Raw genomic sequence first — 25,878 nt, forward strand, 5'->3', positions numbered from 1 at the left:
CTATGGGCCTTTTTCAAGTGAGTGACAATATGTCAGCGGATGCTCGATCTTTCAGGACTTCGCATCTTGCGTTTATCGCTTTTATGCTGTTTGCATTAGCGATGTCTTCAATGTTTACCGTCAGTCCGCGCGAGATGGCTGTTGTCGTTGAGTTTGGAAAGCCGGTTCGAGGGATCCAGGAGCCCGGCCTGTACTTTAAAATTCCGCTGATTCAGGAAGTACGCCGCGTTCCCCGGACTCGACAGTTCTGGGCGAATGCCCGCGATGACATGCTGGTTGATCTTCCAACCCGCGATGGTAAGAAAATTGAAGTTTCGGTTTGGGCGATCTGGCGAATTACGGATCCGGAGAAGTTTGTTCGGGTGCTTCAAACCCTGGACAATGCTGAACAACAAGTGCGACAACGGGTTCGTGCTGGTGTTCGTGACGTCATTACATCCTACGATTTGTCAGAGGTTGTTCGAAGCAGTAACCGTGAATTGACCTATTCACTGGGAATGGATCCTGTGTCGGCGACGAGCGCTACTGACAGCGCGTCGGTTCCAATGACATCACACGACGTGATCCATGCGGGCGAGGTCACTGATATTCGGTTTGGTCGAGAAAAGATTCTGGATGAGATTCGGAATCGGATTCGTTCGCAAATCGTGGGTGACGGTGCTGAAGGCAACGGTGATTCACTGGACCGCGGAATCGAACTTGTCGATGTCGGAATCTCCAGTATTGGCTTTGTTCAGTCTGTTCGTATTGCTGCGTTTGAACGCCTGAAGGCGTTCATGGATTCGATTGCCTCCGGGCACAAAAATGCAGGGGTTCAGCGTAAGGCTGAGATTCTGAACCAGACGAGTGCCGAGGTTGAGAAGATCCTCGGAGAAGGTGAAGAACAGAGTAAACGGATCCGGGGGGAAGTGGAGGCAGAGATCATTGAGCTATATGCGCAGGCGCTTCGTACTACCGGCGACTTTTACCAGTTCCAGCGAACACTGGAAGTTTACGAGAAATCGCTGGGGGCAGACACGCGGATGATCCTGACCACCGACAATGACTTGCTGCGACTATTAAAGGAGCCTGGCAAGGCGGACAAACTGCCCCCGACCAATTCCGGCGACAACCATGAACGTTCAAATGTTGCCCAATGATGGGCGGCACCCTCGAGCAAAGCTGGTGGCATCGCGTGTCTTGATTGTGCTCGGTGTGTTGGGCGTCGGTGCGCTCGGGCTGTTGTTTCCGTTTCCGTGGGACGGCCGCATCTGGGCAGAGTTGTTCAACCTTGCTCACGCCCCGGCGTTTTGCATCGTGCTGCTTGTAGTGGTTGGCGTCCAGGATCCTGCTGCTGTGGGACTGGGGAACTGGTTTCAGCCAGTCCGGCATGTGACGATTTCGAACCTGTTGTTCACAGCTTTATTTCTGGTCATTCTTGGCGTTGCCGGAGAAATTGGGCAGGGACTGGTTGGTCGTAGTTCGAGTTTGGGGGATGTTCTGGCCAACACGCTGGGCCTGTTGGCTGCATGTTTCTTTGTCCTGGCAATGAAGAGTCCGGGATCAAAACGCTCGGCACCACTGGCAGCTTCTGTTCTTGTGTTGATTGCTTCGTCGTGGTCTCCCCTGGCAACGATCGTCGACAGTCTGATTCAGCGACAGCAAATGCCCCTGCTCTCTTCACTGGAACGCGATCGGGAAATCGAAATCTGGCATGGCCTTAACAGCAGGCTTGAGCGAACATCGATTTGGTCAACTGATGGCGATCACTGTCTGATGGTGACTTTGCGTCGAGCTCGGTTTTCCGGTGCAACATTGGTCTGGCCGATTCCGGACTGGAGCGAGTATCGACAATTTTCATTCGATATTCGTAATCCCGGGAGAGTATCGCAGCAGATCACACTCAAGATTCAGGACGAACTGCATAAGCGAAGTGGTTTTGACCCCGACGATCGTTTTCAGAAGTCCTTTACGGTACCCGCAGAATCTGAATTACACATTGCGATCAGACTCGATGAGGTTTCGTCGCTGAAGAACGACCGCGTGATGGATCTGAGTGCAATCCATCGGGTGGAATGGTTTACAGGGCAACCAGAAGAAAACTCGATCCTGTTGATCGACAACGTGAGGCTTGAAGATTAAACCTGCCAGCATGAAATGCTGAACAGCGTTTATGAACTTACCTTACGGAGTCAATTCATGTCGACCCTGCGTTTCGCTCTTTCTTTGCCACGATGCATTCTGGTCCTTCTGGTCCTCCTACAGATGACTTCTTTCCGCCTGCAGGCTCAAGATCTGAAAGCCGGGGAAAGACTACACTGGTATCGAGGCAACATGCATACCCACTCACTGTGGAGTGACGGGGATGACTATCCGGAAATGATCGCCTCGTGGTACAGGGAACGCGGTTATCAGTTTCTTGTATTCACAGATCACAACGTTCTGCACAACAAGGAGCGATGGATCGATGTCGAAAAAAACAAGGGCGGAAAAGATGCATTCAAAAAGCTTGAGGCAAAGTTCACTTCGGACTGGATCGATACCCGTGAAAAGGATGGGCGTCAGGAAGTGCGGTTGAAGAATTTCGATGAGGTCTTTGATCGCCTCGCCGTGCCTCAGGAATACCTGTTAATCCAGGGAGAAGAGATTACTGACAAGTACAAGAATCTCCCGGTCCATATGTGCGCGACCAATGTGGATGAATTGCTGCCACCTCTTGGCGGTGAGAGTATCACGGAGGTCATCCAGAGAAACGTCGAAGCTGCTCAGGCCAGACGTGAACGCACCGGAGTGAAGACGCTGGTTCATTTGAATCACCCAAACTTTGGTTACGCCGTCACCGCACGCCAATTGATGCGTGTCGCTGGTGAACGTTTCTTTGAAGTCTACAACGGGCATCCGGGCGTTCATAATTCCGGCGACAGCGTCCACGCATCAACCGAAAAGATCTGGGATATCGTGAACACCTGGAGACTGGCAAAGCTGGACCTTCCTTTAATGTATGGGTTGGCCACCGATGATGGACACGCCTACCACCGGAAGCCCGGTGATGGTGGTAGTCAGCCGGGTCGAGGCTGGGTAATGGTTCTGGCCAGTGAACTCACGCCCGATGCCCTGGTCACAGCGATCGAATCGGGAAACTTCTATTCCAGTAGTGGTGTCAGTCTGGAACGCATAAAAGCGGATGGCAGGACGTTGTCGATCGAAATTCGACCACAGGAGGGACTCACCTATCGGACAGACTTTATCGGGACCTTCAAGGGATTTGACGATTCATCCGATCCAGCAGCGCTGGCGCCTGAATTGGAAGATGAATTCACACGTCGGTACAGCAAAGACGTTGGCCGTGTCCTCAAAAGTGTGGAAGGGGTCACAGCTTCATATCAATGCAGCGGCAACGAAATCTATGTTCGAGCCGTCGTCTATTCGTCCCAAAAACACCCGAATCCATCTGAGCCGGGCGAATTTGAACGAGCGTGGGTCCAGCCAATGGTACCGGGTCGCAACTGACATCAGGCTCGACTGATAATGAAGGCTGACCCAGTCGGTCGGCAAGCGGGAGCAGCCAAAGTTGCTCCCGCTCCGACTACAAAGCTGTCCGCAAAATTTCCGTGGAAGTACGGCGATTTTGCTCAAAGCTCCATCGTTAAACTTCGCGGCACGTCCTGATAAATTCCCGCCTGAATCTGTTTGTGGACAGGAAAACTATTGAGGATCTGCAAACTTCCAGAGATGGCCGTCACTTCGAACATAAAGTGAATTGCCCGATGCCGCCGGGCTGCACAGGACCGTTTCGCCTAAATCCAGTTCGCTGATTGATTCCCCCTTGTCGGAGCCCAGTTTGACGACAAAGGCAGTCCCGCCTTCATTGAAGACATACAGGTACCCATTCGAAACGATGGGCGTTCCACTGAAAGGGCCTTTCAAACGCAACTGCCAGATCCGTTTGCCGTCTTTCAGATCTCCGGCACTGACGACTCCTGCTGAATTAATCGTATAGGAGATTCCGTTCACAACGACCGGACTTGGAGTCGAAGGGCTCAGACTGGATTCATTCAGAAGTTGCTCAAACGATTTCCCGTCTTCGGACGGCTGAAGAATCGTCAGTCCATTGGACGGAATGATTACGCGTCCTTCAGAAACGGTGGATGAGGGAATTGTTGACGCGCCCTTATCGAAATTCCACACAGTTTCTCCCGTCTCAGGATCGACAGCAGCCACACCTTTGGATGACTGAAGTAATGCCAGGCCAGGATGGCTTTCAGTTGCAGGCAAGACTGTGGGGGACGTCCAGTTTGCTGCACGCGGCCGTTCAATCTGCCATTTCGTTTGACCAGATTCCGCATCGATACCGCAGGCAAAAGCCTCTGCATCGCTTTCGACCTGCACTACAACTGAAGTTCCAATGACAATTGGAGAACTGGACATTCCCAAACTGTTACTGGCATTTGGGAATTCGCTTCCCAGCCCGCGGTACCATTGCAGATTTCCGTCCAGGTCCAGACAAATCAGGTCGTTGCTGCTGAAGAACGCGAAGACGCGAGTGCCATCGCTGGCCATTGTTGGTGTTGCGTTACACATCTTGTCATGGCAGCCGGTCCGGCCTGTTGCCGTGAACTGTCGTTCCCAGATCTGTTCGCCAGTTTCCGCGTCGAAGCACAGTACATGCAACCTGTCCTGAGCGTACCCTGAACTTGCGGTCAGGTACAATCGCCCGCCAACAACGATCGGGCCTGATAAACCGCGGCCCGGCAACGGCTTCTTCCAGGCAACCGTTCCTCCACTGAGTTCAGTGGGTAAGTTCGAGTCGGCCGCGACAGAATTGGACAAGTTCCCACGAAATTGTCGCCAGTCGCTGGCACCGGCGTTTGTATTCGAATGCAGGCAAATACCGAATGTCAGGGCGACAAATACTGAGCCCCAGCACATGGTGTACGGAGATTGTTTCATTATTGCCGTGCTCCCTGTTTGCGAACCTCTGCTGACTTCACGACCTGTGGAATGCCGACTCCGGTCGCATCACAAACTCGAACCTGAAACTGATAACGCTGTGCCCATTCCTGCTTTTGCTCGTTCTGGCACACCTTGATCAGAATCGTATTCGGGCCTTCTTTCAAATGAACTTCAACTTTGTACTGGTCCATCTGTGAGCTTCTGTGGTACTCCTCACGTTCAAAGACCTGTTCACCATTGACCCAGAGTTTCCATGCGTTCGGAGTTCCCAGTCGAATTTCCACGTCACGTTCACGTTCGTTCGTGAATGTGGTCGTTGCATACATCAGTGAGCCTTTGTAATTCTCCAGCTGCTTTGCAATATCGACGACACCAAAGTCATCTTCTGTTGTAATCGCTTGCCACTTAACTTTGTCGGACTGTCCGTCGTACTCGGCATCGAGGTTGATTTCGGTCTCCGGCGGATAGACAGCGGAAAATCCTTTCTCATCCTTGTTGTCGAAAGGACCAATGATCTTCCATGACGCAAGAAAGCCGAAGTGACCCTGCACATCGACTGGCTGACCAGCTGCCTTCAGGGCTTTACTGATCTCCTTGACCTGATCTTCGTGAACGACGCCTTTCATTGCTTCGGCATAAGTCTTTGCAGCGGTGTCAGCGTCGTTGGCTGACTTCGCCTGCTCGATGAGTCTTGCAACGGCATCTCTGCGAAATTCCGGGCTTGGGTCCATCAGCATGTCCGGGATCACTTGGTCTTCAAGTTCAGGCGACTGCCGGAGCAGCCACTCATAGGCGAGTCTCCTTGCCGTCGGAGACTGCGATCGGTCCGATACAAGAGCAAGAAGTTCTTCCTGCGGAAGTCGACGTCCTTCGCTGAGTTCTGAGCTGGCGGCGGTATCGAACGCGTTCCTCAGCCAATTGGCAGCCAGGGGGTCTGCTCCCCTGAAGGCCTTTAACAGCGGAAGCAACTGTTGCGGCCCTGCTGATCGCAGGGTGATCAGTCCTTTTCGAGCACTTGCCGCGCCGATGCTTCCCGGCTTGACACTTCGAAGAGACTGAATCGCATTGTCGATGTCATCGGATGCGAATGCCTCGCCCGTTGTCATCGAAATTGTCAGCAGTGACGCCGACAGCACGAACAACCGAAAGTACATGATGCTACTCCACTGATTCAGTTTTCCTGCAGGCTTGTTCACACGAGCAGCCCAACTTCGAGACAGAGTCGAAGTTTTGTTAGAGATTCCGGAGCGACATTTTCTGGAACCCTTTACCGAAAGTAAGTCGATCTATCGCGGCTTTGCGACCACGGTGGCTGATTCGATGACTGCAGGTGTTGTAGGCTTGTCACCCCGATCCGTCGGCAAATTTCCGATTTTTTTTACAACATCCAGGCTGCTCTGATCAGCCGTTCGTCCGAATGCCGTGTATTGACGATCAAGGTAGTCGTGAGTCCCCAGGCAAATGAAGAATTGCGAACCAGCCGAGTTTGGATCGTTCGTTCGGGCCATGGAAAGCACACCTTCAACGTGAGGTGTTTCGTTGAATTCGGCCTTGATGGTATAGCCGGGACCTCCCGTGCCAGTACCGTTGGGGCAACCACCCTGAATCATGAACCCATTGATGACCCGGTGAAACGATACTCCGTTGTAAAATCCGATCCGAGCAAGGCCCATCAGATTCATGCAATGGCCGGGAGCTTCATCAGGCAGCAGGTCGAGTGTAATTGTTCCATGATTCGTCTTCAGTTCGATTTGGTAATCGTTTTTTTCGAAGTCAATGTCTTTCACTGCGGCTGTGACTTCAGATTGTCGGTTGGCGGCCATCCTGAAAAATCTCCTAAAGATCATGGCTGAGATAAAGAATCTGGTTCTGGATTTCGTTTGGCATTGCCATCAGGCAAATCGAAACGAAAGTCCTGGTGAATAACGTGTTGGTCGTACAAGTAAACAAGCAGGCGAAACCTTACCCCTGGGAAACTACTTCCCAACCGGGGTACCGGTTCGAAATCGCATCGTCAGAAATTCCCACTCCGGGTTTTGTTTTTCACAATGCTGAGCTTCCCATTCAGAAAGGAACAGGACGGCTGGCTGGCTGTATTGATCCTCAACCATCCGGCTGGATGACAGCAGGTTCAGCTCAGACTTGCAATCAGGCTTTGGCACAACCCAGCGAGCTACCTTGTAGTTCATCCACCGAACCTCGGTTTCGGTATCATACTCTGATTTCAAACGGAATTTCACGACGTCGAACTGAAGTTCCCCGACGGCAGCCATGATGTTCTGTTTCTGGGCCGTGTTGGGGCTGTTAAACAATTGAATTGCGCCCTCTTCCATCAGCTGAGTGAGCCCACGTTCGAACTGCTTGCGACGACCGGTATCTGTGCAAATCATTGTTGCAAAGAATTCCGGCGAAAATTGTGGAAGGGATTCGAAATTCAATGGCTCCCCGACACAGATCGTATCCCCCAAATGGAATTCACCCGGATTGACGAGCCCGATGATATCGCCCGGATAGGCTTCATCCATGGTTTCTCGTTCCTGTCCGAATAATTTGTGGGCTCGTTTGAGTTTGATCTTCTTACCAAGTCGAGGGTGGAAGACCTCCATTTCACGCTCGAATCGCCCCGCACAGACTCTCAGAAAAGCAATGCGGTCTCTGTGTCTGGGGTCAAGGTTTGCCTGGATTTTGAACACAAAACCGGCGAACTGCGGACGTGTTGTCGGCACCATTCCAATGTCGCTGTTACGGTCGCGCGGAGCGGGAGCCAGCTTCAAGAACCCCTTCAGGAATTCCTCGACACCGTAATTGGTCAGCGCACTGCCGAAGAATACAGGGGAAACTTCTCCGTTGAGAAACCGTTCTCGATCGTACTCAGCCCCGGCAGCTTCCAGTAGCTCAACCTCTTCCAGTGCCTGCTCGACGATGCCCTGGGGCATTGTCGAAGTATCAACTTCAGCAAGAGGCACCGGGCGTGAGCCAAGCCGGTGGAGGTTATCTCGTTCTTCAAACAGGTGGGCAATCTTCGTCTTCAGATCGATCACGCCGCGAAAGTCGAAACCTGTCCCGAGCGGCCAGTTTACCGGGACAGGCACAATCCCCAGTTTACTTTCGATGTCTTCCAGAACTTCCAGAGTTTCCTTCCCGGGGCGATCGACTTTGTTCACAAAAGTCAAAACCGGAATTTTTCGGATTCGACAAACGTTAAACAGTTTCTCTGTCTGACTTTCGACTCCGTTCGCAAGGTCGATCACCATTACAGCGCAGTCGGCCGCGCAGAGTGTACGGTAGGTGTCTTCACTGAAATCATGGTGACCGGGGGTGTCCAGAAGATTGACCTGCACACCGTCGTATTCAAACGCCAGCACAGTGGAACTGACTGAAATCCCCCGCTGTTTTTCAAGGGCCATCCAGTCCGAAGTCGCTGACTTCTGAGTCTTGCGACCGCGCACTGCGCCAGCCACCTCCAGGCAGCCACCGTAGAGCAGCAGCTTTTCTGTCAGCGTCGTCTTACCGGCGTCCGGGTGCGAAATAATTGCAAATGTTCGTCGCATCGCAGTTTCGCGAGCGACGACGGGGTCAACCTGAGACATGGGCGTTGCGAATATCCAGAATGCAGAGACAAGAAACCGCGAAACGGGATCTTAGCGAGTGGCGATCCGAAAATCCGTCACTCGTCGGCACACACATCGGATTCCTGTGAAAACGAGCCGCCTTTAGTTGTCTGCCGGGTGAGATGATCAGGGGCTCGTGGCTGCAGTCGGTTCGACCTGTTCGTCGTTAGGCCACAGAAACGCCAGAGAGGCAAATCCGATCAGCGGGGCGAGACCCGCCATCAAAAGGCCCCTTTCGTAACTCCCCGTGGCTTCAATTTCCCTACCGATCAATTCCTGAGCTCGGCCTGAGCAAACCCATCCGAAGGCCGCCAGCAATCCGCTGAGCGAACCCATATGACGGGCAGATAACTCCTGAGCCAGTGAATAGTAAAACGGGTGCAACCCAAGGATGCCGGCGCCGGTGATACAGAGTAATACCATCATTAGTATCCCGGGCTGGACGTAAGGAATCGCCGCTCCACAAATGGTCAGCAAAGAGAACAGGAAGAAGCCCAGCAGACGCGCATTTTGCTTCTTCCAGTTACGCATCAGCAGAGCCGTCATCAGTGCTCCGCTGAGCAGGCACCCAACGTCAGCGGCGATGAAGTAAACGACATTAACAACGCGAGATTGCGTATCCGTGTATCCATGAAATTCCACCAGAAACTTGATGATCCAGGCGCGGAGGAACTGCCAGCTAATATTCAGTGATCCAATCATGATGGCGAGGCAAATCACGCAGCGAACCAGTCTGTTGCCTGCCATTGATTGATTCCCGCCCGCCGGCAACCCTGCTGCTGCATTGCTCTGCACATCCGATTTGATCTGCATCAGATTTCGACCTCGGATCAGCACAAACCACGCTGGGATCCAGCACAAGCCAGCGATTCCAATGGACCAGAATGGGAACTCCCATGTTTTGCCCCAGCTTTCTGTGATCCCGATGTAGACGGGAACCAGAATGGCTCCGAGCGATGCCCCGCTCTGCAGTGATCCCACGCTGCCGTCCGATTCTTTCCCCAGAATGGCTCGCACTGTCAGTAACGCTGCAGGGCCAGTGTCCAGCCTCAAAGAAGCCCAGAACAATCCGGCAAAGCAACAGGTACCTGTAGATACCCAGGTCCGGTGATTCCGATGCATTGCAGAAGCGATTGGTGATTTCGGGATTCCCTGCCGCCGCCGTGGCGATCCCGGCAAATGACCAGCCTGCCAGCACAAACGGATACAGATATCTGGGCCCCAGTCGATCAGCGAGAAATCCAAAGAACAGTGAGCCGGCCGCGAAGGCGTACCCAAATTTCCCTTCGATGCCGCCATAATACTCATCATTAATTCCAAGCTCGGTCTTCAGAGTCGGCGCGACAATCGACAGTGCCTGCCGGTCCATATAATTGAGCATCGTTGCGAGCAGCAACAGTCCACAAACAGCCCAGGGCCACCAGGTTTTTTCTTCGTTTGGGAGCATTGCTATTCCGGAGGTTTTGGGTTCATTCTCGATTTTATGACGGGCGGCCTGGATGGGATTTCTGGGCCGATGAAACTTTCAATCGTCAGACGTTCCAGTGCTGTCCGTCCCATGTGGAGACTCGGTGCAGGAATCCGGCGACCCCAGTGGCAAACACCTCGAACAACGCTTCGCCTTTCGTGGCAGTCGCGTCAGCAGGCGTACCAATATGTCCGGGTGTACTTCGGTCCGGCATTGTCCAGCCTCGATAACCAGGGGATGCACCGGAACCAAACGGCACTTCCGGCACATCATCCGGATTTCCGTGAATCAGTTCCGGGCGAAGTGCCAGCATCATGCTTGTTTCCCATTCGCACGCGTGCCCCATTTCGTTCTGAGTTAAACCGTCGATTGTGTCGCATGGTCGAGCGGAATCCCAGTAGGTTAAGGCTGCCAGCAGAAGATCACTCCGATTGCGGTACTTTTGCCGAAGCTCGAAACACGCCTGTTGGGATGGTGTTGTATTTCCGCCATGACCATTCACAAAAACGATCCGCTGGAATCCATGGACGATGAAATTTTCCGCCATGTCTTGCAGCAAATCCAGATATAGGCGCGGCGACGCCGACATTGTTCCTGGCATATCCAGATGATGATGCGAATTGCCGAACCACTGCAGCGGAGCAAACAGAATGTGCGAAGCAACCGGCAATCGTTGAACACGTCTCATGATTTCACCTAACAGCAAACTGTCGGTGAAAACGGGCATATGCCGCCCGTGTTGTTCCAGTGCTGCAATCGGCAGGACAATCGGTGTTTTTCGGTCCAATGCATCAATAGCTGGCCAGGTCAGGTCGGCAAGGTTCATGGGCGGGCCCTGAATCGGGAAGGAGCAGATGGAGCAGCATTTCGCAATCAACGAAACGCACCATACTCAATCGCAAACGATCAGCAACTTCCGAAGCAGGAACTTTGTGTGAGAACAGATGATCCAGACAACCGACGGAACAGCATTTCAGTGGTTTCCGGCTGGAGAGCCAGGCATGGCGCTCTCACTGCAGATCCGCAATCTGCACACAATCTGATTCAAAAGTTGAAGCCTGCCAGAGCTTCAAGAAATGCATCGACAGTTACGTCGGGACCGTCACCAAAGTTTGAATGTGACCCTTGCCGATCCCACTCCGCGAGCACCGTGCGAGGTGAGCCGTCCATGTGAAAACCTTTTTCGAGTGTGAAATATCGGCCCGTCACATCATCTGGCCGAATATTGGCATCCAGAGGTTTTCCCGAATGCGACATCAGCACACAGGCGACCATGTAAGCCTCTGCCACCTCTGTCGGAGACGGCATCACGAGCACGATGCACGGCAGGTTTTTTACTCGCCTCGGATGAAACGAAATCTCCGAGACATCAAACGGGGGATCCGTCTTCAGGTGGTCTGCAACCTGATCGATCAGCGACTGGAGAAAACGAAACCCATCCGGGGACGCCACAATCGCAAGGAATCGCAGCGGATCCGCAAGGGCAACTGTGCGCAGTGCAAAATGAGCCAGTGTGTAATGGAAAGAAGGTCCTGATTCTTCAGATGTCGTTTCAAGGGACACTTCTGGTTGCTTTCGTTTCAGGAAATCGAAGATACCAATGAGTTTACTCCTGATTATGTCCCCAGCTGTCAATCCGAGGTCACCTGGGCTTTCTTAATGATTCCCCTTCAAATGCTGATTGGCAAATTTGATGTATTGGGCCCAGTCATATTCATTGATATCGTGTTTACCCGTTCGGATGTGATAACCGACGTCGGCCACCAAAGGCTGATTCACAGCAGGCATGCTGTTGGAAGGGAGCCCTTTCCTGCCGAGTAATTCGTAGACAGATCCGGCGAGTTGAGCGGAGAGGAACTCGCCGCGCGGGTCTGCCCATTTGTCATCTTCAGCGCTCGCCACGTAAATCGGTCGGGGGGCAGCGAGTGCAATTAACATATGATGGTCAACGGGAGAGGCGGTTTCGTTATCGTTGTAGGTACGATGCTGCATGCAGAACCAATGCGGGAATGACGTGTTAATGCGCTTCACCGTCTCACCAAACGCACGGCGACTGAGTGCCGCCCCACCGCAGCCGGAATCGTTGGAAATCACCATCGCAAACCTTTGATCTGTGGCACCTGCCCAGAGTGATGTCTTTCCCAGTCGAGAATGACCGACCACGGCGACCTTGCTGCCATCAATCAGCGGGTCGACTTCCAGCACATCCAGGGCTCGACTTAAGCCCCATGCCCACGCACTGATTGAGCCACCGCTTGACGCGGTGCGGTTCTGGCTTTCCGGCCAGATGGCATGTACGCCGTTCTTGAAGCCATCGTCGAAATCCGGGTCTATATCCCCGTAGTAGATGGTTACCAACCCGTAGCCCGCACCAATGATTTCTGCTACCGGCCATCGCCCGGAAGACTTCCCACGCGAGGCTTCGCTGGCCCGGTTGTCCGTAATTCCCAGATCTTTGTTGTTGCGAACCCACGACGTTGTGATGTGAATTGCCGGATCGTCCTCCACGGTGTGGTTACCATTGAAGTTGAGTCCGATAAATGCAGGTACCGGCCCGGTTGCACTTTTGGGGGTGTAAACAAGCATGTCCATTTGTGGGCCGTCGTCTTCGCTGGTGAAGAAGACCGTGATTTCCCTGCGAATTGCTTTTCCCTGAACTGCGTCGTTCTTTTCACTGCGAATGCGCGTGCGAAGTTTGTTCACGGCCGGTGGGAGATGGCCGAAAACATGATCCGCGAACAGCTGCAGGATTTCCGGTCGACGAATTTTCACCCACTTTTCCGCGGAATCGACAACCGATCCGTCCTGAGCCTTCAAAAGATCGGGCAACGTGAACTGCGGCACTTTGGATTCGTCGTAATTGAACTCATCGCCGTAGACTTCGTCCGACATGGGAGACACCATCAGAAATAGGCAAACGGACAACCCGATCAGGTGTCGCTGGCTGAAAAGATTCATCATTGTGTTTTCATCCGCTTCGTATTTGGATCCGCAGAAACTGAAACTGGCCGAGCACCGACGAACGGACGCAGAACGCGGTCCCATGATGTGACAATCCCGCCATGTCCGCACGACCCGGTGCCGGATTCCCGTCAGGCAAACAGGTGATTCCTGAGCGGAAGAAAAGCAGTGTGCAGGCTCTGCGTCAACCGAGATACGGGAATTCATGACCGAAGGGCCTTCTGTCCGGTTTGTCGTCATTCGCCCAGACGGGTTGCTTCGCCCGCATGTGAAACCCAGCGAATCACGGAGCTGCCGTCTGCCGTGTCCGTTTGAATTTTTGAATCTGATTGTCGAACAGAACTCGTTTTGCGTCGGCGGTGTCCTTCCGTAAACTTCGGTTCCTGAAAGGGCCGTTTTCTGGCCCATTCGCGACCGTGAAGTCTCGACTTTAAATGAAGTCTCGACCGTAAAACAGCACTGCAAACAGATAAGTAAAGCCGATCATGCCTCGTTACGACGCCAAACGCATTGAAGCTCGCTGGCAAAAATACTGGGACGACAACAAGATCTTTCAGATGGATGGCCCGGACCCGTCGAAGGAAAAACTGTATGTGCTGGACATGTTTCCTTACCCGTCCGGCAGTGGCCTGCATGTTGGGCATCCGGAAGGTTATACCGCAACCGATATTGTCTGCCGCCATGCTCGCATGAAGGGCAAACACGTGCTGCATCCAATGGGCTGGGATGCGTTTGGGTTGCCTGCGGAAGAACATGCGGTCAAAACAGGCACGCATCCTCGCATCACGACTGAGCAAAACATCGCGACCTTCAAACGCCAGCTGAAGATGCTGGGATTCAGTTACGACTGGACGCGTGAACTTTCCACGACCGACCCGGACTATTATCGCTGGACCCAGTGGATCTTTCTGCAGTTGTTCGACACCTGGTACGACTCCAACTGCAAATGGACAGGTCCTGATGGCGTGGAACGCACAGGCAGAGGTCGGCCGATCAGCGAACTGCCCATCCCGGATGACGTCTCCGCCGCTGGTAACGAAGCCGTCCGGCGGTATCAGGACAAACATCGATTGGCCTATGTTTCAGAGGCTCCTGTGAACTGGTGCCCTGCTCTTGGCACCGTGCTGGCTAACGAGGAAATTATTGACGGCAAGAGTGAGCGTGGAGGATATCCGGTTGTTCGCATGCCGCTCAAGCAGTGGATGCTTCGCATTACTGCCTATGCCGATCGACTCGCCAGCGAACTCGAAAATCTGTCCTGGTCGGAATCCATCAAATATATGCAGCGGAACTGGATCGGGCGCAGCGTTGGTGCTGAAGTGGATTTTCGAATTGAGAGTGGACATGACGCTCCGGAGTCATCCGCAGGTTCTGCCCTGAATGCGTTCGGATTTCCACTGTCGGGGAAACCATTCCCGGATGAACCTGCTGCCGACACGATTCGTGTCTACACGACTCGTCCGGATACGCTCTTTGGTGTGACCTACATGGTTCTCGCCCCGGAGCATCCTCTGGTTAATGTCGTCACAAGTCCGGAACAAAAAGCAAAGGTGGAAGAATACCGCCAGAAAGCCGCATTGAAGAGCGATCTCGATCGGACCGATCTGGCCAAAGAAAAGACCGGTGTCTTCACTGGCGGATACGCGATCAATCCGGTTAATGGAACCAAAGTTCCGGTGTGGATCGCAGACTACGTTTTGATCAGTTACGGCACTGGAGCGATCATGGCCGTACCTGCTCATGATGAACGTGACTTTGAGTTTGCCAGGGAATTCGGTATCGAGATCACTCAGGTTGTTGCCCCGGCGCCGAACAGTGGGCACGAGGCCGATACGAAGAATGCCGCTTTCACCGAAACAGGAGTTGCGGTCAATTCCGGAAAGTACGACGGACTTGCCACCGTTGATTTCAAGGCTCAGATCACAAGAGACCTGACTGCGGCCGGCATTGGCAGAGAAGCTGTGAACTACCGCCTTCGCGATTGGCTGTTTAGTCGCCAGCGATACTGGGGTGAACCGTTTCCGATCTGGCACGAACTGGATGCCGATGGTAATCCAACCGGTCTGATGCGAGCCGATTCGCCCGAATCACTGCCTGTGCTGCATCCTCATATGGAAGACTTTAAACCAACCGGTACACCCGAACCAATGCTCGCCAAAGCCACCGACGAATGGCTTTACAAAACGGATAAGGACGGTGTGAAGCTGAAACGAGAAACCAACAGCATGCCTCAATGGGCTGGCAGTTGCTGGTATTACCTTCGGTTCTGTGACAACAGGAACAACGAACATTTTATCGACCCGGAAAAGGAAAAATACTGGCTGCCTGTCGATCTGTATGTTGGTGGTGCTGAACACGCGGTGTTGCACCTGCTGTATTCGCGATTCTGGCACAAGGTATTGTTCGACCGTGGCCACGTCAGCTCCCCGGAGCCTTTTCAAAAACTTGTCAATCAGGGCATGATTCTGGGGGAGCCGGACGAAAGCGGTAAAGCGGAGAAGATGTCCAAGTCACGTGGCAACGTTATCAATCCTGACGACGTTGTTCGCGAATACGGCGCTGATTCGCTTCGTATGTATGAAATGTTTATGGGCCCACTGGAACAGGTGAAGCCGTGGCAGATGAGCGGCGTCGAAGGTGTCTATCGGTTTCTCAGCCGTGTCTGGCGAATGATCGTCGATGAACGCGCAGAGGAAGTCACGCTGAACCTTTCTGTTCAGGAAGTCGCTCCCACCGAAGAACAATTACGCGTACTTCATAAGACCATCAAAGCGGTTTCACAGGACATCGATCGGCTGAGTTTTAACACGGCGATCAGTCGCATGATGGAGTTTATTAACTTCATGCTGACGCAGGATGTTCGTCCGAAATCTGTACTCGAACAATTTGTCCTGCTGCTCAGCCCATTCGCTCCGCATGCAGCGGAAGAACTTTGGTCTGTGCTGGGGCACAGCAGTACGCTGGCCTTTGAATCGTGGCCAGCATGGGACGAAACACTGCTGGTTGAGGATACGATTGAAATTCCGGTCCAGGTGAATGGTAAGCTCAGAGCAAAGATTATCATGGCGGCTAATGCAGATTCCGATGCGATGCAGGCGGCCGCAAAAGCAGATGAGGCGGTTCAAAAGAATCTGGAAGGAAAGACCATCGTCAAAGTCGTCGCGGTTCCCGGTCGCATGGTGAACTTTGTGGTTCGTTAACCGCCGGATTAACATCGGACTGTGACATCGGACTGTGACATCGGGATTGGGCAAGGTGGCCAGCTTTGGTGGCCTTGCCCTTCATTAGCGAGTTGCGCTGTGTCTGCATCCGGCCTGAAGTTGCCGTGCGCAGTTCGGCCGACGATACGGCGAGCCTCCGTGAACCTGGTGCGCGTCGAGTGCTCAGGGGATCACGACAAACTGTTTGACCATGTAGAATTGCTCCGTCCTGGGCCAGTTGAGCTCTGCCAGCGTTGCCGTCAGCGCGTCGTCTGGCTGATTATCAAGTGTGACTGAGACAGAAATCACCTGTCCGTCTGCCTGCCCATAGACAATTTTCATCCAGTGCGATTTTTCATCGAGAGGTAATGTCGAAAGCATCCTGCGGACTTCTTCACTGATTTTTTGCAGGTCGACCGATTCACGATTCTCCTCGGAACTTCGCATGTAGACATCGCCGGAAATCACGGGACGCACCTTTCCATTGATTTGCACGTCCACGGGAACCATGTGTTCGTCATTGGGATTCAGAAATCCAGAGTAGACTCCATGGAATGTTGTCACCGTGAAATTCAGAAACGTGTCTGAGATCGCCTGTTCCCTGGTTTCTCCCATCCCGGCCAGAAACTCGATGATTTCGCGACCGTCCGGCAGAAGAATAGCAAAGCGGGTCTCAACACTGATCCCATCGCCCTCTTCATTCACCCCGTAGAGCGTTGCCTTCAAACGGACGGGACTGTCTTTCAGACCGACTCCATTGTCGTCGGTGACAAGGTCCTCGTGACCATGGCCCTTTAACCAGTCGCGGAAGTATTGTTCTGATTCCGGTAACGGCTCGTTTAATCCCAGGTCCTGTTCGGGAGTCATGTCGTTGCCAGCAGGACCTCCGCCGGAAAGTTCGGTCCCGGACGGGTTGTTATTACAGCCAGCCAGCATTGTCGATACAAGAATCAACAGCAAATGCGATCGCATCGAAGCTGTTTCCTTTGAAATCGTTTGACGATTTCATCTGCTCAGGAATGAATGATTAGTCAAAATGCCGGGACTCAGGCAAGTCTTTGTATCCCGGCACAATAGTCATACTGCGAGACCCGCGAAACGTTACGAGTGTCGCGCAAGTGTCAACGACTGGCATCCCGCCTTCCGACGCGGTGGGCTGAGTTATGGCGACAGGTGAGGTTCTTCACAATCAGCGTTGGGAAAAGATTGCAGCAGATTGGGAAACCGAACACAAACCAGTCAATGAACATCATGGAACATGCGTTGCTTCTTCCAAACGCGAACATCGCTTCAGATCGGGACCATCAGATGGTCGTCATGGGTAGATCAGGGGTCAGCCGTTCCTCAACAATCCTTCGACAGACTCACAGATCTCATGAACTGTTTCGCCTTCCATTTGTTCATAGGCCAGCAGGTGATCCACAATGGCTCCGATGATGGCCCAGTTCTGATCCTGCCGAAATACCCGATAGAGTTGAAGTGTAGTTTGTTCGAGCATTGCCAGACGTTTCGGCGATGACTTTTCAAATGACGCTTTTTCCCATGCCTGTTGCCAGTCCATGGCCCATTCAGCAACGGTTGCCGGGTGAAATGACTCGTTGCGATGAATCATCTCAGCCACTGGTCCTGCCAGAATAACCATCACTTCTCGTTCCATCAGCTGGCGTTCGGACACTCTACGGTGTTCCCATCGAACGACTGTATCTCCGGAACGGAGGGGGCCATCATCCCGGTCAGGACTGATGGATATGGACTCCACTGTTGCCCCGAGGCAGACCGCAGCGAATGCGTGTCCAGCTTCGTGCCATGCAGTGACCTCATCAATATCCATGCGATGTCATGTCCTCAAACAATTTTCCACTGTCATTTTCATGGTCAGGCAGCAACCCGAAGAGCGGAGTGTCTTTGGAGGAATTCGGCGTAATCGGTCGGTGTGTCGATTCCGACGGCAGCATGGTCGACCACAGCCACAGAAATGGCAGCACCGCATTGCAGGGCACGTAGCTGTTCGAGCTTTTCCATTTGTTCGAGCGGCGATGGCGGCATCATTGTGAGCTGAAGCAGGAATTCACGGCGGTACGCATACAAGCCAACATGCTGCAGCCATGGCGATGGCTCGTCATCGCTGAAGAACGTTTCCATCGGGACGTCACGGCTAAACGGAATCGGCGAACGGCTGAAGTACATGGCCCTGCCATTCACGTCGGTAACCACCTTGACACAGGACGGATCAAGCACCTTTCGGGCATCGGTCAACGGAGCAGCAACCGTGGCCATTGGGGAGTCGTTGTCAATGATCTGTCGAACTAATGACGTGATCACAGACGGTTGTAGTTCGGGTTCGTCGCCCTGCAGATTCACAATAATATCTGCGGACGGACATCTGTTTCTCACGACTTCGGCAATGCGGTCGGTCCCGCTCTGGTGCTCTCCCGTGATGACGGCCTGCCCACCGAAATGATGCACAACTTCCGCGATCTCGTTGCTGTCAGTGGCAACGAGAACCTCCGAAATCTCGGGACACGCGCAGGCTGTTTCCCAGACATATTGAATGAGCGGTTTGCCCGTCGCATTCAGCAGCAGCTTGCGAGGAAGTCGCGTTGACTGAAGTCGGGCCGGAATGATACCCACGATTTGCACGAAAACCTCCCTGTTCTGCGTGCCGTGCTAATTCACGGACAACGTCAGTTTACGGTGAGTGAGCTTGTTTCCGCAACTGGGATCTTCACGACTTCCGTCGGCTGCATTCAGAGTTGAATTTTGATTTCTCACATCACAACGAAAAACGGCCGGGAAACTCATCTGGATTTCAGTTCGATGGTTCCCATATCGACCGCATTGTCACCAGATGACAGTTGAAGCGGGTGGGCAGACCGGAGCGGTTCGGCGTACTTACCCTTCAGTTTGTCACCACTATACTGGCCGTTCATCAGATTGATTTCACCCCAGACGAACGTGAGCTTGTAGTCTCCCGGTGGAACGCCGTCGCCGGACTCGTAAGTTGAAAGTGAAAACCGACCGTCTTCCTTCGTGTATCCGCCGGGGCTGTGAGGAACCAGTCCCTGAGTCGCCGTGGAGTGAACAGCGGATACGCGAAGATTGTTTGCGGGTTGCCCATCAACAAGGACTATGCCCGTGACCGGTACCGTTTCCACCCTTGTAACACCACGCTGAGGCTCCCGACCGCAACCAGCAGCGCACAGACTCATGCAAAAGAAGAGCAATGAGGAACGAGTAGATTTTGCCTTGAGCCACATCAATTCAGTAGACCTTTCCCGAGAGAAAACATAACGCCGCGCACAGCATCCGGCTGTGCGCGGCTGGACCTGCGGAGGTTATGTCGAGATCTCCATCACAGCGAGCAGCTTAAAACTCGCCCGCAATTTCGCCCCCACCGCGAGTGATTAGGCCCGCGAGAATGTAGTTATCAACATTTTCACTGATGAATCGTGATGAGCCATCCGCCAGCGTGACATGGGCGCCGCCAACATGCCAGGAATACAATCCTGCTGTTCGAGCGTTCGAACAATTCACGGCGCAGGGGCCACCATCGGATCCATTCGTTCCGTCGTAAAGTCGCCCGTTGATCCATGTGTCGCCTTTGAAAATATCCGCCCACATACCACTGCCCGTCAGGGATTGTGCGTAGGCCTCGGCGTCTGCTGATGGCGAGATTTCTGTCTTCTTGCGGAACAGCTTCGCTCGATTCGCCACTTCGCCTACCAGGATGGTGTTCGAAGTTCCGTCAGTCATGTCGCGAATTTTTCCGCCGGTGCCTCCCGAGCTGAATTGCGGCAGGTCAAGAACGCGCAGGGTCCAGGTTCCCCAGCCTTTTCGATCCGCTGCAGGCGAATGCCCCGCGTAGGCAAACGAATTGAAGTCCCCCCGAACGCCATCCAGAGTGTCGTAGTCCAGCACACCGCCAGTGATCGAAATCGTGGCTGAAGTCGGGGGGTACCCGGCCCCGAGTGTCGTGCCACCGGGGATTGACATCGTATGTGTCATCTCGCTGCGCGGGACTGAAGGACACGCAAATCCGTTGATAATCGTTGATACGGCGGCTGCATTATTGGGGTGATAGGGCGATAGCTGGGAGTCATAAATGGAGTAGACATTCGCCTGTTCAATGTATGGCAACAGCATGGTACACCAACTTGAACCCTGGCGAATATCCAGGCCACTTCCCAGAGTCAGTCCGACGACCGCGGGGAGCGGAAACCGGCTGTGTGTATCGTGGTAGTTGTGGAAGGCAAGACCGATCTGACGCATGTTGTTCTTGCACTGAGTTCTGCGAGCGGCTTCACGCGCCTGCTGAACTGCAGGCAGAAGCAGCGCGATCAGAATGGCAATGATCGCAATCACAACCAGAAGTTCAATGAGAGTGAATCCACCCTTCTTGCTACGATGGGACAACGCGAGGCGCATTTGTCAAACTCCTTCACAATGAGAAACGTGAAAAGAACAGATCGCGTGATGAACATTCGAGCACACACGGTGCCCACAGTCAATTCCTGCCCTGCCACTCTGAACATACATTTCACGAATCGATTCGACCTGATTTCGTCCGTCCGCTATCATCATCCATCCAAACTGAAAGCGCAGAGAACGCGACAGGGGACAGACCTTTCACATGCCGCTTCAGACGCATCTACACCCGGGAGAAAACCCCAGTGCCCGTCCGGATGGAACTCAGCCGAATCATCATTTCGGAAATTAACGATCAACAGGCGATTTACCTGAAAGAGGTTGGTGGTAACCGAACCTTTCCAATCCTGATCGGGCCTTTTGAGGCCCAGGTAATTAACCGCAGACTTCTGGAGGAAGCACCGTTTCGCCCTCTGACCCACGATCTTCTGAAGAATGTCATCGAAGTCCTCAATGGGACCGTGGAGGAGGTGCTGATATCTGACATGAAGGATCACACATATTTTGCCACGCTGAAAATCCGTACCGCCGACGCACTTCACGAAATCGACTGTCGCCCGAGCGATGCGGTTGCTCTTGCGGTCCACTACAAGCCGGCGATTCCAGTGTATGTGGCAGAACACGTGCTGGAAGTCGCTGGGTAATCCGGGGGCGTTTGCTTCCACACAGTCCAGAGAAGACCGACATGCCAGAGAAGACCCATATGAGCTTCTTAATGCTTGATCAAATTCAAATTCGAAATCGCGTTTCGTGTGTCGCGAGTGTGCTGCTGTTCACAATTCTGGGGGCCGGTTCGTGCCATGCGTTTGCCGACGAAAAGCAGGCTGCTGCACAACCGCCCACAGGTCCTGCTGCCCGACCGGGATTGCGGCAGCGGGCCGTTACGGACGGTGCGATTATTGCGCCAGCGCCTGTCTTCGGGACCATCTGGGATCTTCGGGTTGGCGACGCGTTTCAGGTTGATGTTCATACCACACGTCAGACCACGATGACCTCGAAGGAAAATGGCAATCGTTTCTTTGAGACGAAGCAACGAAGCCAGATCCGACTCGAATACCGCGTGATGTCGGCTCATCCGGATGGAAGCATTCTTCTGAATGTCGGCATTGCAAACGCAAGTCGCAGTGTTGATGCAGGATCGACTGATTCGTCAGAAGAGATTCAGACAACAACGAGTGAACAGGTTCTGGAGTCGCTTCGGGGGCTTACATTTTCAATTGCTCTGAATCATGATGGTTCGGTGCGGAAAATTGGCCAGGATGATTTTGCTGGACTGTTGAATCGGTTGACCGGGCTCAATCCCGAAGCGGAAGCCATTCTTCGCGAATGTGGTTCGGCCGAGGTCCTCGCTTCATGGCTGGCGACACCATTTTGGTTCGATGGGGCTTCCACGGAATCACGGGACGTAATTCAGGAGGTACCCCTTGGTCTGCTGGGACGCATGAAAGTCGCAATCCGGCTGGACAGCACCGTGGAGGATGAAGGCGCTGTGGAGAGCGATTCACAAGTTCCGCCGAGCGGATCAGTTGCTGGAAATCAGGCCGATTCGCGTCAGCATGTCGGCCTTTCGGGAAACGGAAGGTATCTGCCCCCGGACGGCAACCATCAGACGCAGTCTCCGGTCAGGTTCCTGGCCGATTCGGTGCAGCTTGACTTATGGAGAGGTAAGGCCACCATCATTCCTCACGTGAAATCCGATTCCGTGCAGTCCCGAACTCGTCCGGTCTTCGACAAGCTGGATATGACCTGTGTCATTCACGGTGAATGCCTCATCAAACTGCCAGACACCCGAATTTCTGTGGAATTCGAGCAAACACAGGTTCAGGCGTGGAGCGTCACGGCATGGCAAATGAGGCGTGGATTCGATCAATTCAACAGACTGAGCATGCCGATTGAGCGAGCGGAATAGTTGGACTCGGCCGGCCCGAACCAGTGTCAGCATTCTGGCTTCGAGGTTCGATGCCCGTGTTTTTCCTGAGACTCTGATCGTCCCGAGTTCGGTAAAGGTATGCGTGTCAGGTGATTTCGGGGGTCTTCCTCTTTTCTGGCCGATTTTGCGCCGATACCATCCGCCATCGCTTTTTGGCGAGGTCGGAGTCGTTATGCGCGGGGTTTGGGATCTGCTGAATTTCGAATTCGTGTGGTTTGATTAGCTGAAACGCGGTCAAAGACGATTCAGGCCATGAGGCAATTTGCACTTGCAACCTGCCGACAGCTGTGCGTTGCATCTTCCCTGCCGGAATTCCTGGGGGGAGATTTCGTCCGGCGATCCGTCTTTGTTTTTCTCTTTCACACTTAGGACAGTTCTGACATGGCTGACCTGGCCCGACTCCGCAACATTGGTATTTCGGCTCACATCGACTCTGGTAAAACGACCCTGACCGAGCGAATGCTCTACTACGCAGGTCGTATTCACAAGATCCGGGATGTGAAAGGCGGAGACGGCGGCGCGACCATGGACCATATGGACCTGGAACGCGAACGCGGGATTACAATTACCTCAGCCGCAACGCGTGTTGAGTGGAATGACTATGTCGTCAACATCATCGACACGCCAGGCCACGTTGACTTTACAGTGGAAGTCGAACGCAGTTTGCGCGTTCTGGACGGTGCCATCCTGGTGCTGTGCTCTGTTGGTGGGGTACAAAGTCAGTCTCTGACTGTTGACCGCCAGATGAAGCGATACGGCGTGCCTCGAATCGCGTTCATCAACAAGATGGACCGCACTGGTGCGAACCCTAAAAAGGTTATGCAGCAGATGCAGGACAAATTGAAGACCACACCCGTTCCACTGCAAATTCCAATCGGTCTTGAGTCTGCGTTCGAAGGTGTTGTTGACCTCATTACGATGGAAGCCTGCTACCACGAAGGATCAGAAGGCGAAACCGTCGTTCGTAAACCAATTCCTGATGAACTGAAGGCTGCCGCTGAAGAAGGTCGTCAGGTGATGCTCGAACAGTTGTCACTGCACGACGACGAGTTGATGGAAGCGCTGCTGGAAGAATCTGAGGTCTCTGTCGATCAGATCCGGGCAATTGTCCGCCGGGCAACGCTGGCTCAGCAGATTACTCCTGTCCTGATGGGCAGTGCCTACAAGAACCGCGGTGTTCAGCTCGCGCTTGATGCAATCACTTACTATCTGCCATGTCCGCTGGACCGCGACAAGTACGCAATCGACAACAGCAAGCCCGTGGGTGAGGATGGTCAGCATCCGAAAGTCGTGCTCAGCGATTCAACCGATGAACCGCTGGTTGCAATGGCCTTCAAAACCGTTGTGGAAGCGTTCGGTCAGCTGACCTACATGCGAATCTACCAGGGCAAGATTGTCAAAGGCAACACCTACACGAATGCTCGTACCGGTCGTGGGGTTCGATTTGGTCGACTCGTGCGAATGCACGCGAATGACCGCGAAGAAATCGATGGAGCAGAAGCAGGTGATATCATCGCTGTCGTTGGTGTGGACTGTGCCTCTGGTGACACTTTCCTTGGCGATGGAATCAACGTCTCTCTCGAAAATATCTTTGTCCCCGATGCGGTCATTCGGCTTTCGATTGAACCCAAGAAACGCGACGACGCCGACAAGCTGGGCAAGGCGCTCGAGCGATTCCGCCGGGAAGACCCAACGTTCCGAGTGATGACTGACGAAGAGACAAACCAGACGCTGATTGCAGGGATGGGGCAGCTGCATCTGGATATTTATGTCGAGCGCATCAAGCGAGAATACAAGTGTGAATGTATCATCGGTGAGCCGCGCGTGGCTTATCGCGAAACACCGACCAAGGCTGTTGAGTTCAATTACAAGCACAAGAAGCAATCTGGTGGTTCCGGTCAGTACGCTCACGTTGTGGGTATTCTGGAGCCACTTCCTGAGACTTCGGAAGTTCACTACGAATTCGTCGACGAGATCAGCGGCGGTCGAATTCCCCGTGAATACATCGCTCCTTGTGATGCCGGTTTCCAGCAGGGCCTGGTCAAGGGACCTCTGGGCGAGTACGAAGTTGTAAACGTTCGCATGCGACTTCAGGATGGAAGTTACCACGACGTCGACTCGTCCGAAATGGCGTTCAAGATCGCGTCCTTCGCATGTATGCGAGAGACACTGAAGAAGGCTGACATGGCGCTTCAGGAGCCGATCATGAAGCTGGAAATCGAGACTCCGGATGAATATCAGGGAGCTGTGACAGGGCACATCAGCAGCAAACGCGGCATCGTCACTTCATCCGAAGTGAACGACGCTGTGTGCGTGATCAACGCAGAAGTGCCACTTGGAAGTATGTTCGACTATGCGAATGAGCTGCGTTCCATGACTCAGGGCAAGGGAACATTCAGCATGGAATTCCAGTGCTACCGACAGGTTCCACGCGGACTCCAGGGAGAGATCCTCGAGAAACGCATGAAGGAAAAAGAAGCTCGAGCGGCCGCGAAATAGTTTCGGGCATCATTCACAACATGGTCAGCAGTGACATGCTGAACCCGGACAAAGAGGCCACTCGGCAGACCGAGTGGCCTCTTTTTTTTTGCGACTTGCCTTTCGGGCCGGAGTGTCAGTTGCGAGCGGCAGAAAGTGCTGATTCATCGACTCGATCGAATCTCAGGGACACCATCCCGTCCGGCAGTGGAGCGATGTCGTATTGACCCGAATCTGCTTCAGCGGCACATTGGCGGATTCGCGTGGAGGAAGCCGGGTTCAGATCAACCAGCCCGCGTTTCGCGCTGTGGGAGGAAACCGCATGTTCTTTGTACTACGGCCTGTCCGAGTTCTGTTAAAGGCTCTTCTTACCCAGTCGACGCCCGCTCAAATGAGCTGGGGTTTTGCACTTGGTGTGCTTGTCGGTCTTGTGCCGAAAGGCAACCTTCTCGCGATCGCCCTCGGTATGGTTGTGGCGATGTTGCGCGTAAATCTTGGAGTTGCAACTGCGACTGCAATAGCCGTGACCTTTGCAGCGTCCTGGTTTGATCCCGTGTCTGATGCGATCGGACGGTTCGTTCTTTCATTGCCATCGCTTCAGCAGTTCTGGATCCAGCTTTACAACACGCCGGTGATGCCGTGGACTGACTTTAATAACTCGATTGTTATGGGCAGTTTTCTGCTGGGATTAGGGCTGCTGTGGCCACTGTCACGCAGCTCTCGACCGGTATTTGAGCACTACGCCGACCTGCTTTCCGAACATGCTCGTCACTGGCGGCTCGCGAAAGTCCTTCTTGGTGCTGAGTGGGCAGATCGTCTGGGTTCCGTTGAGTAAATCAGTTACTTCTGCGTTCTGGTTTTCAGCCTGATGTC

Annotated in this window: 21 protein-coding genes; 8 read left to right on the plus strand and 13 right to left on the minus strand. The window is 53.5% G+C overall.

What is annotated here, in order from left to right; translation table 11 throughout:
* Positions 1-29: 29 nt before the first annotated feature.
* The 3 genes from hflC to R3C20_02370 are packed head-to-tail and all read left to right on the plus strand — an operon-like array spanning position 30 to position 3,489.
* Complete coding sequence (gene hflC / locus R3C20_02360; GenBank protein ID MEZ6039319.1) at positions 30-1,139, plus strand: protease modulator HflC; 1,110 nt, start codon at positions 30-32, stop codon at positions 1,137-1,139.
* Positions 1,114-2,121 (plus strand): hypothetical protein, encoded by a 1,008-nt coding sequence (locus R3C20_02365; GenBank protein ID MEZ6039320.1) that lies wholly within the window; start codon positions 1,114-1,116, stop codon positions 2,119-2,121. Before hflC ends, R3C20_02365 begins: the two co-directional genes overlap by 26 nt.
* A gap of 57 nt (positions 2,122-2,178) precedes the next feature.
* Positions 2,179-3,489, plus strand: a complete 1,311-nt coding sequence (locus tag R3C20_02370; protein ID MEZ6039321.1) for a hypothetical protein — start codon at positions 2,179-2,181, stop codon at positions 3,487-3,489.
* 195 nt (positions 3,490-3,684) lie between these two features.
* Here the strand turns inward: R3C20_02370 and R3C20_02375 are convergent, their stop codons facing one another.
* From R3C20_02375 to R3C20_02410, 8 genes are all read right to left on the minus strand, one after another.
* Positions 3,685-4,929 carry a PQQ-binding-like beta-propeller repeat protein gene (locus R3C20_02375; GenBank protein ID MEZ6039322.1) on the minus strand — a complete coding sequence of 415 codons (1,245 nt, stop codon included), beginning with the start codon at positions 4,927-4,929 and terminating at the stop codon, positions 3,685-3,687.
* On the minus strand, positions 4,929-6,086 hold the full coding sequence (locus R3C20_02380; protein ID MEZ6039323.1) for a hypothetical protein: 1,158 nt from the start codon (positions 6,084-6,086) through the stop codon (positions 4,929-4,931). The genes R3C20_02375 and R3C20_02380 overlap by 1 nt, the downstream gene beginning before the upstream one ends.
* A gap of 132 nt (positions 6,087-6,218) precedes the next feature.
* A complete protein-coding gene (locus R3C20_02385) occupies positions 6,219-6,755 on the minus strand; it encodes a peptidylprolyl isomerase (protein MEZ6039324.1) in 537 nt (178 codons plus the stop codon).
* 153 nt (positions 6,756-6,908) lie between these two features.
* A complete protein-coding gene (locus tag R3C20_02390; GenBank protein ID MEZ6039325.1) occupies positions 6,909-8,522 on the minus strand; it encodes a peptide chain release factor 3 in 1,614 nt (537 codons plus the stop codon).
* Between the two features lie 147 nt (positions 8,523-8,669).
* On the minus strand, positions 8,670-9,665 hold the full coding sequence (locus R3C20_02395) for an MFS transporter (protein ID MEZ6039326.1): 996 nt from the start codon (positions 9,663-9,665) through the stop codon (positions 8,670-8,672).
* 410 nt (positions 9,666-10,075) lie between these two features.
* The gene (locus R3C20_02400) at positions 10,076-10,837 is read right to left on the minus strand and encodes a creatininase family protein (GenBank protein ID MEZ6039327.1); all 762 of its coding nucleotides are present in this window, start codon (positions 10,835-10,837) and stop codon (positions 10,076-10,078) included.
* Between the two features lie 218 nt (positions 10,838-11,055).
* Positions 11,056-11,574 carry a hypothetical protein gene (locus R3C20_02405; protein ID MEZ6039328.1) on the minus strand — a complete coding sequence of 173 codons (519 nt, stop codon included), beginning with the start codon at positions 11,572-11,574 and terminating at the stop codon, positions 11,056-11,058.
* A 93-nt stretch (positions 11,575-11,667) separates the two neighbouring features.
* Positions 11,668-12,972 carry an acetylxylan esterase gene (locus R3C20_02410; GenBank protein ID MEZ6039329.1) on the minus strand — a complete coding sequence of 435 codons (1,305 nt, stop codon included), beginning with the start codon at positions 12,970-12,972 and terminating at the stop codon, positions 11,668-11,670.
* A 485-nt stretch (positions 12,973-13,457) separates the two neighbouring features.
* Between R3C20_02410 and leuS the strand changes: the two genes are divergently transcribed.
* Positions 13,458-16,172, plus strand: a complete 2,715-nt coding sequence (gene leuS, locus R3C20_02415; GenBank protein ID MEZ6039330.1) for a leucine--tRNA ligase — start codon at positions 13,458-13,460, stop codon at positions 16,170-16,172.
* A 183-nt stretch (positions 16,173-16,355) separates the two neighbouring features.
* Here leuS and R3C20_02420 read toward each other — a convergent pair whose 3' ends face one another.
* From R3C20_02420 to R3C20_02440, 5 genes are all read right to left on the minus strand, one after another.
* Complete coding sequence (locus tag R3C20_02420) at positions 16,356-17,144, minus strand: DUF6348 family protein (GenBank protein MEZ6039331.1); 789 nt, start codon at positions 17,142-17,144, stop codon at positions 16,356-16,358.
* A gap of 361 nt (positions 17,145-17,505) precedes the next feature.
* Positions 17,506-18,003, minus strand: a complete 498-nt coding sequence (locus R3C20_02425) for a M50 family metallopeptidase (GenBank protein ID MEZ6039332.1) — start codon at positions 18,001-18,003, stop codon at positions 17,506-17,508.
* A 44-nt stretch (positions 18,004-18,047) separates the two neighbouring features.
* Positions 18,048-18,812 carry a 3-deoxy-manno-octulosonate cytidylyltransferase gene (gene kdsB / locus R3C20_02430; GenBank protein MEZ6039333.1) on the minus strand — a complete coding sequence of 255 codons (765 nt, stop codon included), beginning with the start codon at positions 18,810-18,812 and terminating at the stop codon, positions 18,048-18,050.
* A 158-nt stretch (positions 18,813-18,970) separates the two neighbouring features.
* Positions 18,971-19,381: a hypothetical protein gene (locus tag R3C20_02435; protein MEZ6039334.1), complete on the minus strand. Its 411-nt coding sequence runs from the start codon at positions 19,379-19,381 to the stop codon at positions 18,971-18,973.
* A 157-nt stretch (positions 19,382-19,538) separates the two neighbouring features.
* Complete coding sequence (locus R3C20_02440) at positions 19,539-20,597, minus strand: DUF1559 domain-containing protein (protein ID MEZ6039335.1); 1,059 nt, start codon at positions 20,595-20,597, stop codon at positions 19,539-19,541.
* A gap of 245 nt (positions 20,598-20,842) precedes the next feature.
* Here R3C20_02440 and R3C20_02445 point away from each other — a divergent pair, with 245 nt between their 5' ends.
* The 4 genes from R3C20_02445 to R3C20_02460 all read left to right on the plus strand — a co-directional run bounded on the left by R3C20_02445 (position 20,843) and on the right by R3C20_02460 (position 25,840).
* Positions 20,843-21,241, plus strand: coding sequence for a bifunctional nuclease family protein (locus R3C20_02445; protein MEZ6039336.1), 399 nt, complete (start codon positions 20,843-20,845; stop codon positions 21,239-21,241).
* A 41-nt stretch (positions 21,242-21,282) separates the two neighbouring features.
* Positions 21,283-22,506 carry a hypothetical protein gene (locus R3C20_02450; protein MEZ6039337.1) on the plus strand — a complete coding sequence of 408 codons (1,224 nt, stop codon included), beginning with the start codon at positions 21,283-21,285 and terminating at the stop codon, positions 22,504-22,506.
* A gap of 402 nt (positions 22,507-22,908) precedes the next feature.
* Positions 22,909-25,026 carry an elongation factor G gene (gene fusA, locus R3C20_02455; protein MEZ6039338.1) on the plus strand — a complete coding sequence of 706 codons (2,118 nt, stop codon included), beginning with the start codon at positions 22,909-22,911 and terminating at the stop codon, positions 25,024-25,026.
* 301 nt (positions 25,027-25,327) lie between these two features.
* The gene (locus R3C20_02460; GenBank protein MEZ6039339.1) at positions 25,328-25,840 is read left to right on the plus strand and encodes a TIGR03546 family protein; all 513 of its coding nucleotides are present in this window, start codon (positions 25,328-25,330) and stop codon (positions 25,838-25,840) included.
* The last annotated feature ends 38 nt before the right edge of the window (positions 25,841-25,878 follow it).

The sequence above is a fragment of the Planctomycetaceae bacterium genome, assembly GCA_041398825.1.
Classification (GTDB): Bacteria; Planctomycetota; Planctomycetia; order Planctomycetales; family Planctomycetaceae; genus F1-80-MAGs062.

Coding starts and splice junctions, on each gene's coding strand:
- R3C20_02425 (MEZ6039332.1), bottom strand. CDS start 18,003: ATGGATATTGATGAGGTCACTGCATGGCACGAAGCTGGACACGCATTC.
- R3C20_02435 (MEZ6039334.1), bottom strand. CDS start 19,381: ATGAGTCTGTGCGCTGCTGGTTGCGGTCGGGAGCCTCAGCGTGGTGTT.
- R3C20_02420 (MEZ6039331.1), bottom strand. CDS start 17,144: ATGCGATCGCATTTGCTGTTGATTCTTGTATCGACAATGCTGGCTGGC.
- R3C20_02395 (MEZ6039326.1), bottom strand. CDS start 9,665: ATGCATCGGAATCACCGGACCTGGGTATCTACAGGTACCTGTTGCTTT.
- leuS (MEZ6039330.1), top strand. CDS start 13,458: ATGCCTCGTTACGACGCCAAACGCATTGAAGCTCGCTGGCAAAAATAC.
- R3C20_02365 (MEZ6039320.1), top strand. CDS start 1,114: ATGAACGTTCAAATGTTGCCCAATGATGGGCGGCACCCTCGAGCAAAG.
- R3C20_02375 (MEZ6039322.1), bottom strand. CDS start 4,929: ATGAAACAATCTCCGTACACCATGTGCTGGGGCTCAGTATTTGTCGCC.
- R3C20_02460 (MEZ6039339.1), top strand. CDS start 25,328: ATGTTCTTTGTACTACGGCCTGTCCGAGTTCTGTTAAAGGCTCTTCTT.
- R3C20_02410 (MEZ6039329.1), bottom strand. CDS start 12,972: ATGATGAATCTTTTCAGCCAGCGACACCTGATCGGGTTGTCCGTTTGC.
- fusA (MEZ6039338.1), top strand. CDS start 22,909: ATGGCTGACCTGGCCCGACTCCGCAACATTGGTATTTCGGCTCACATC.
- R3C20_02385 (MEZ6039324.1), bottom strand. CDS start 6,755: ATGGCCGCCAACCGACAATCTGAAGTCACAGCCGCAGTGAAAGACATT.
- hflC (MEZ6039319.1), top strand. CDS start 30: ATGTCAGCGGATGCTCGATCTTTCAGGACTTCGCATCTTGCGTTTATC.
- R3C20_02380 (MEZ6039323.1), bottom strand. CDS start 6,086: ATGTACTTTCGGTTGTTCGTGCTGTCGGCGTCACTGCTGACAATTTCG.
- R3C20_02390 (MEZ6039325.1), bottom strand. CDS start 8,522: ATGTCTCAGGTTGACCCCGTCGTCGCTCGCGAAACTGCGATGCGACGA.
- R3C20_02450 (MEZ6039337.1), top strand. CDS start 21,283: ATGCCAGAGAAGACCCATATGAGCTTCTTAATGCTTGATCAAATTCAA.
- R3C20_02440 (MEZ6039335.1), bottom strand. CDS start 20,597: ATGCGCCTCGCGTTGTCCCATCGTAGCAAGAAGGGTGGATTCACTCTC.
- R3C20_02400 (MEZ6039327.1), bottom strand. CDS start 10,837: ATGAACCTTGCCGACCTGACCTGGCCAGCTATTGATGCATTGGACCGA.
- R3C20_02370 (MEZ6039321.1), top strand. CDS start 2,179: ATGTCGACCCTGCGTTTCGCTCTTTCTTTGCCACGATGCATTCTGGTC.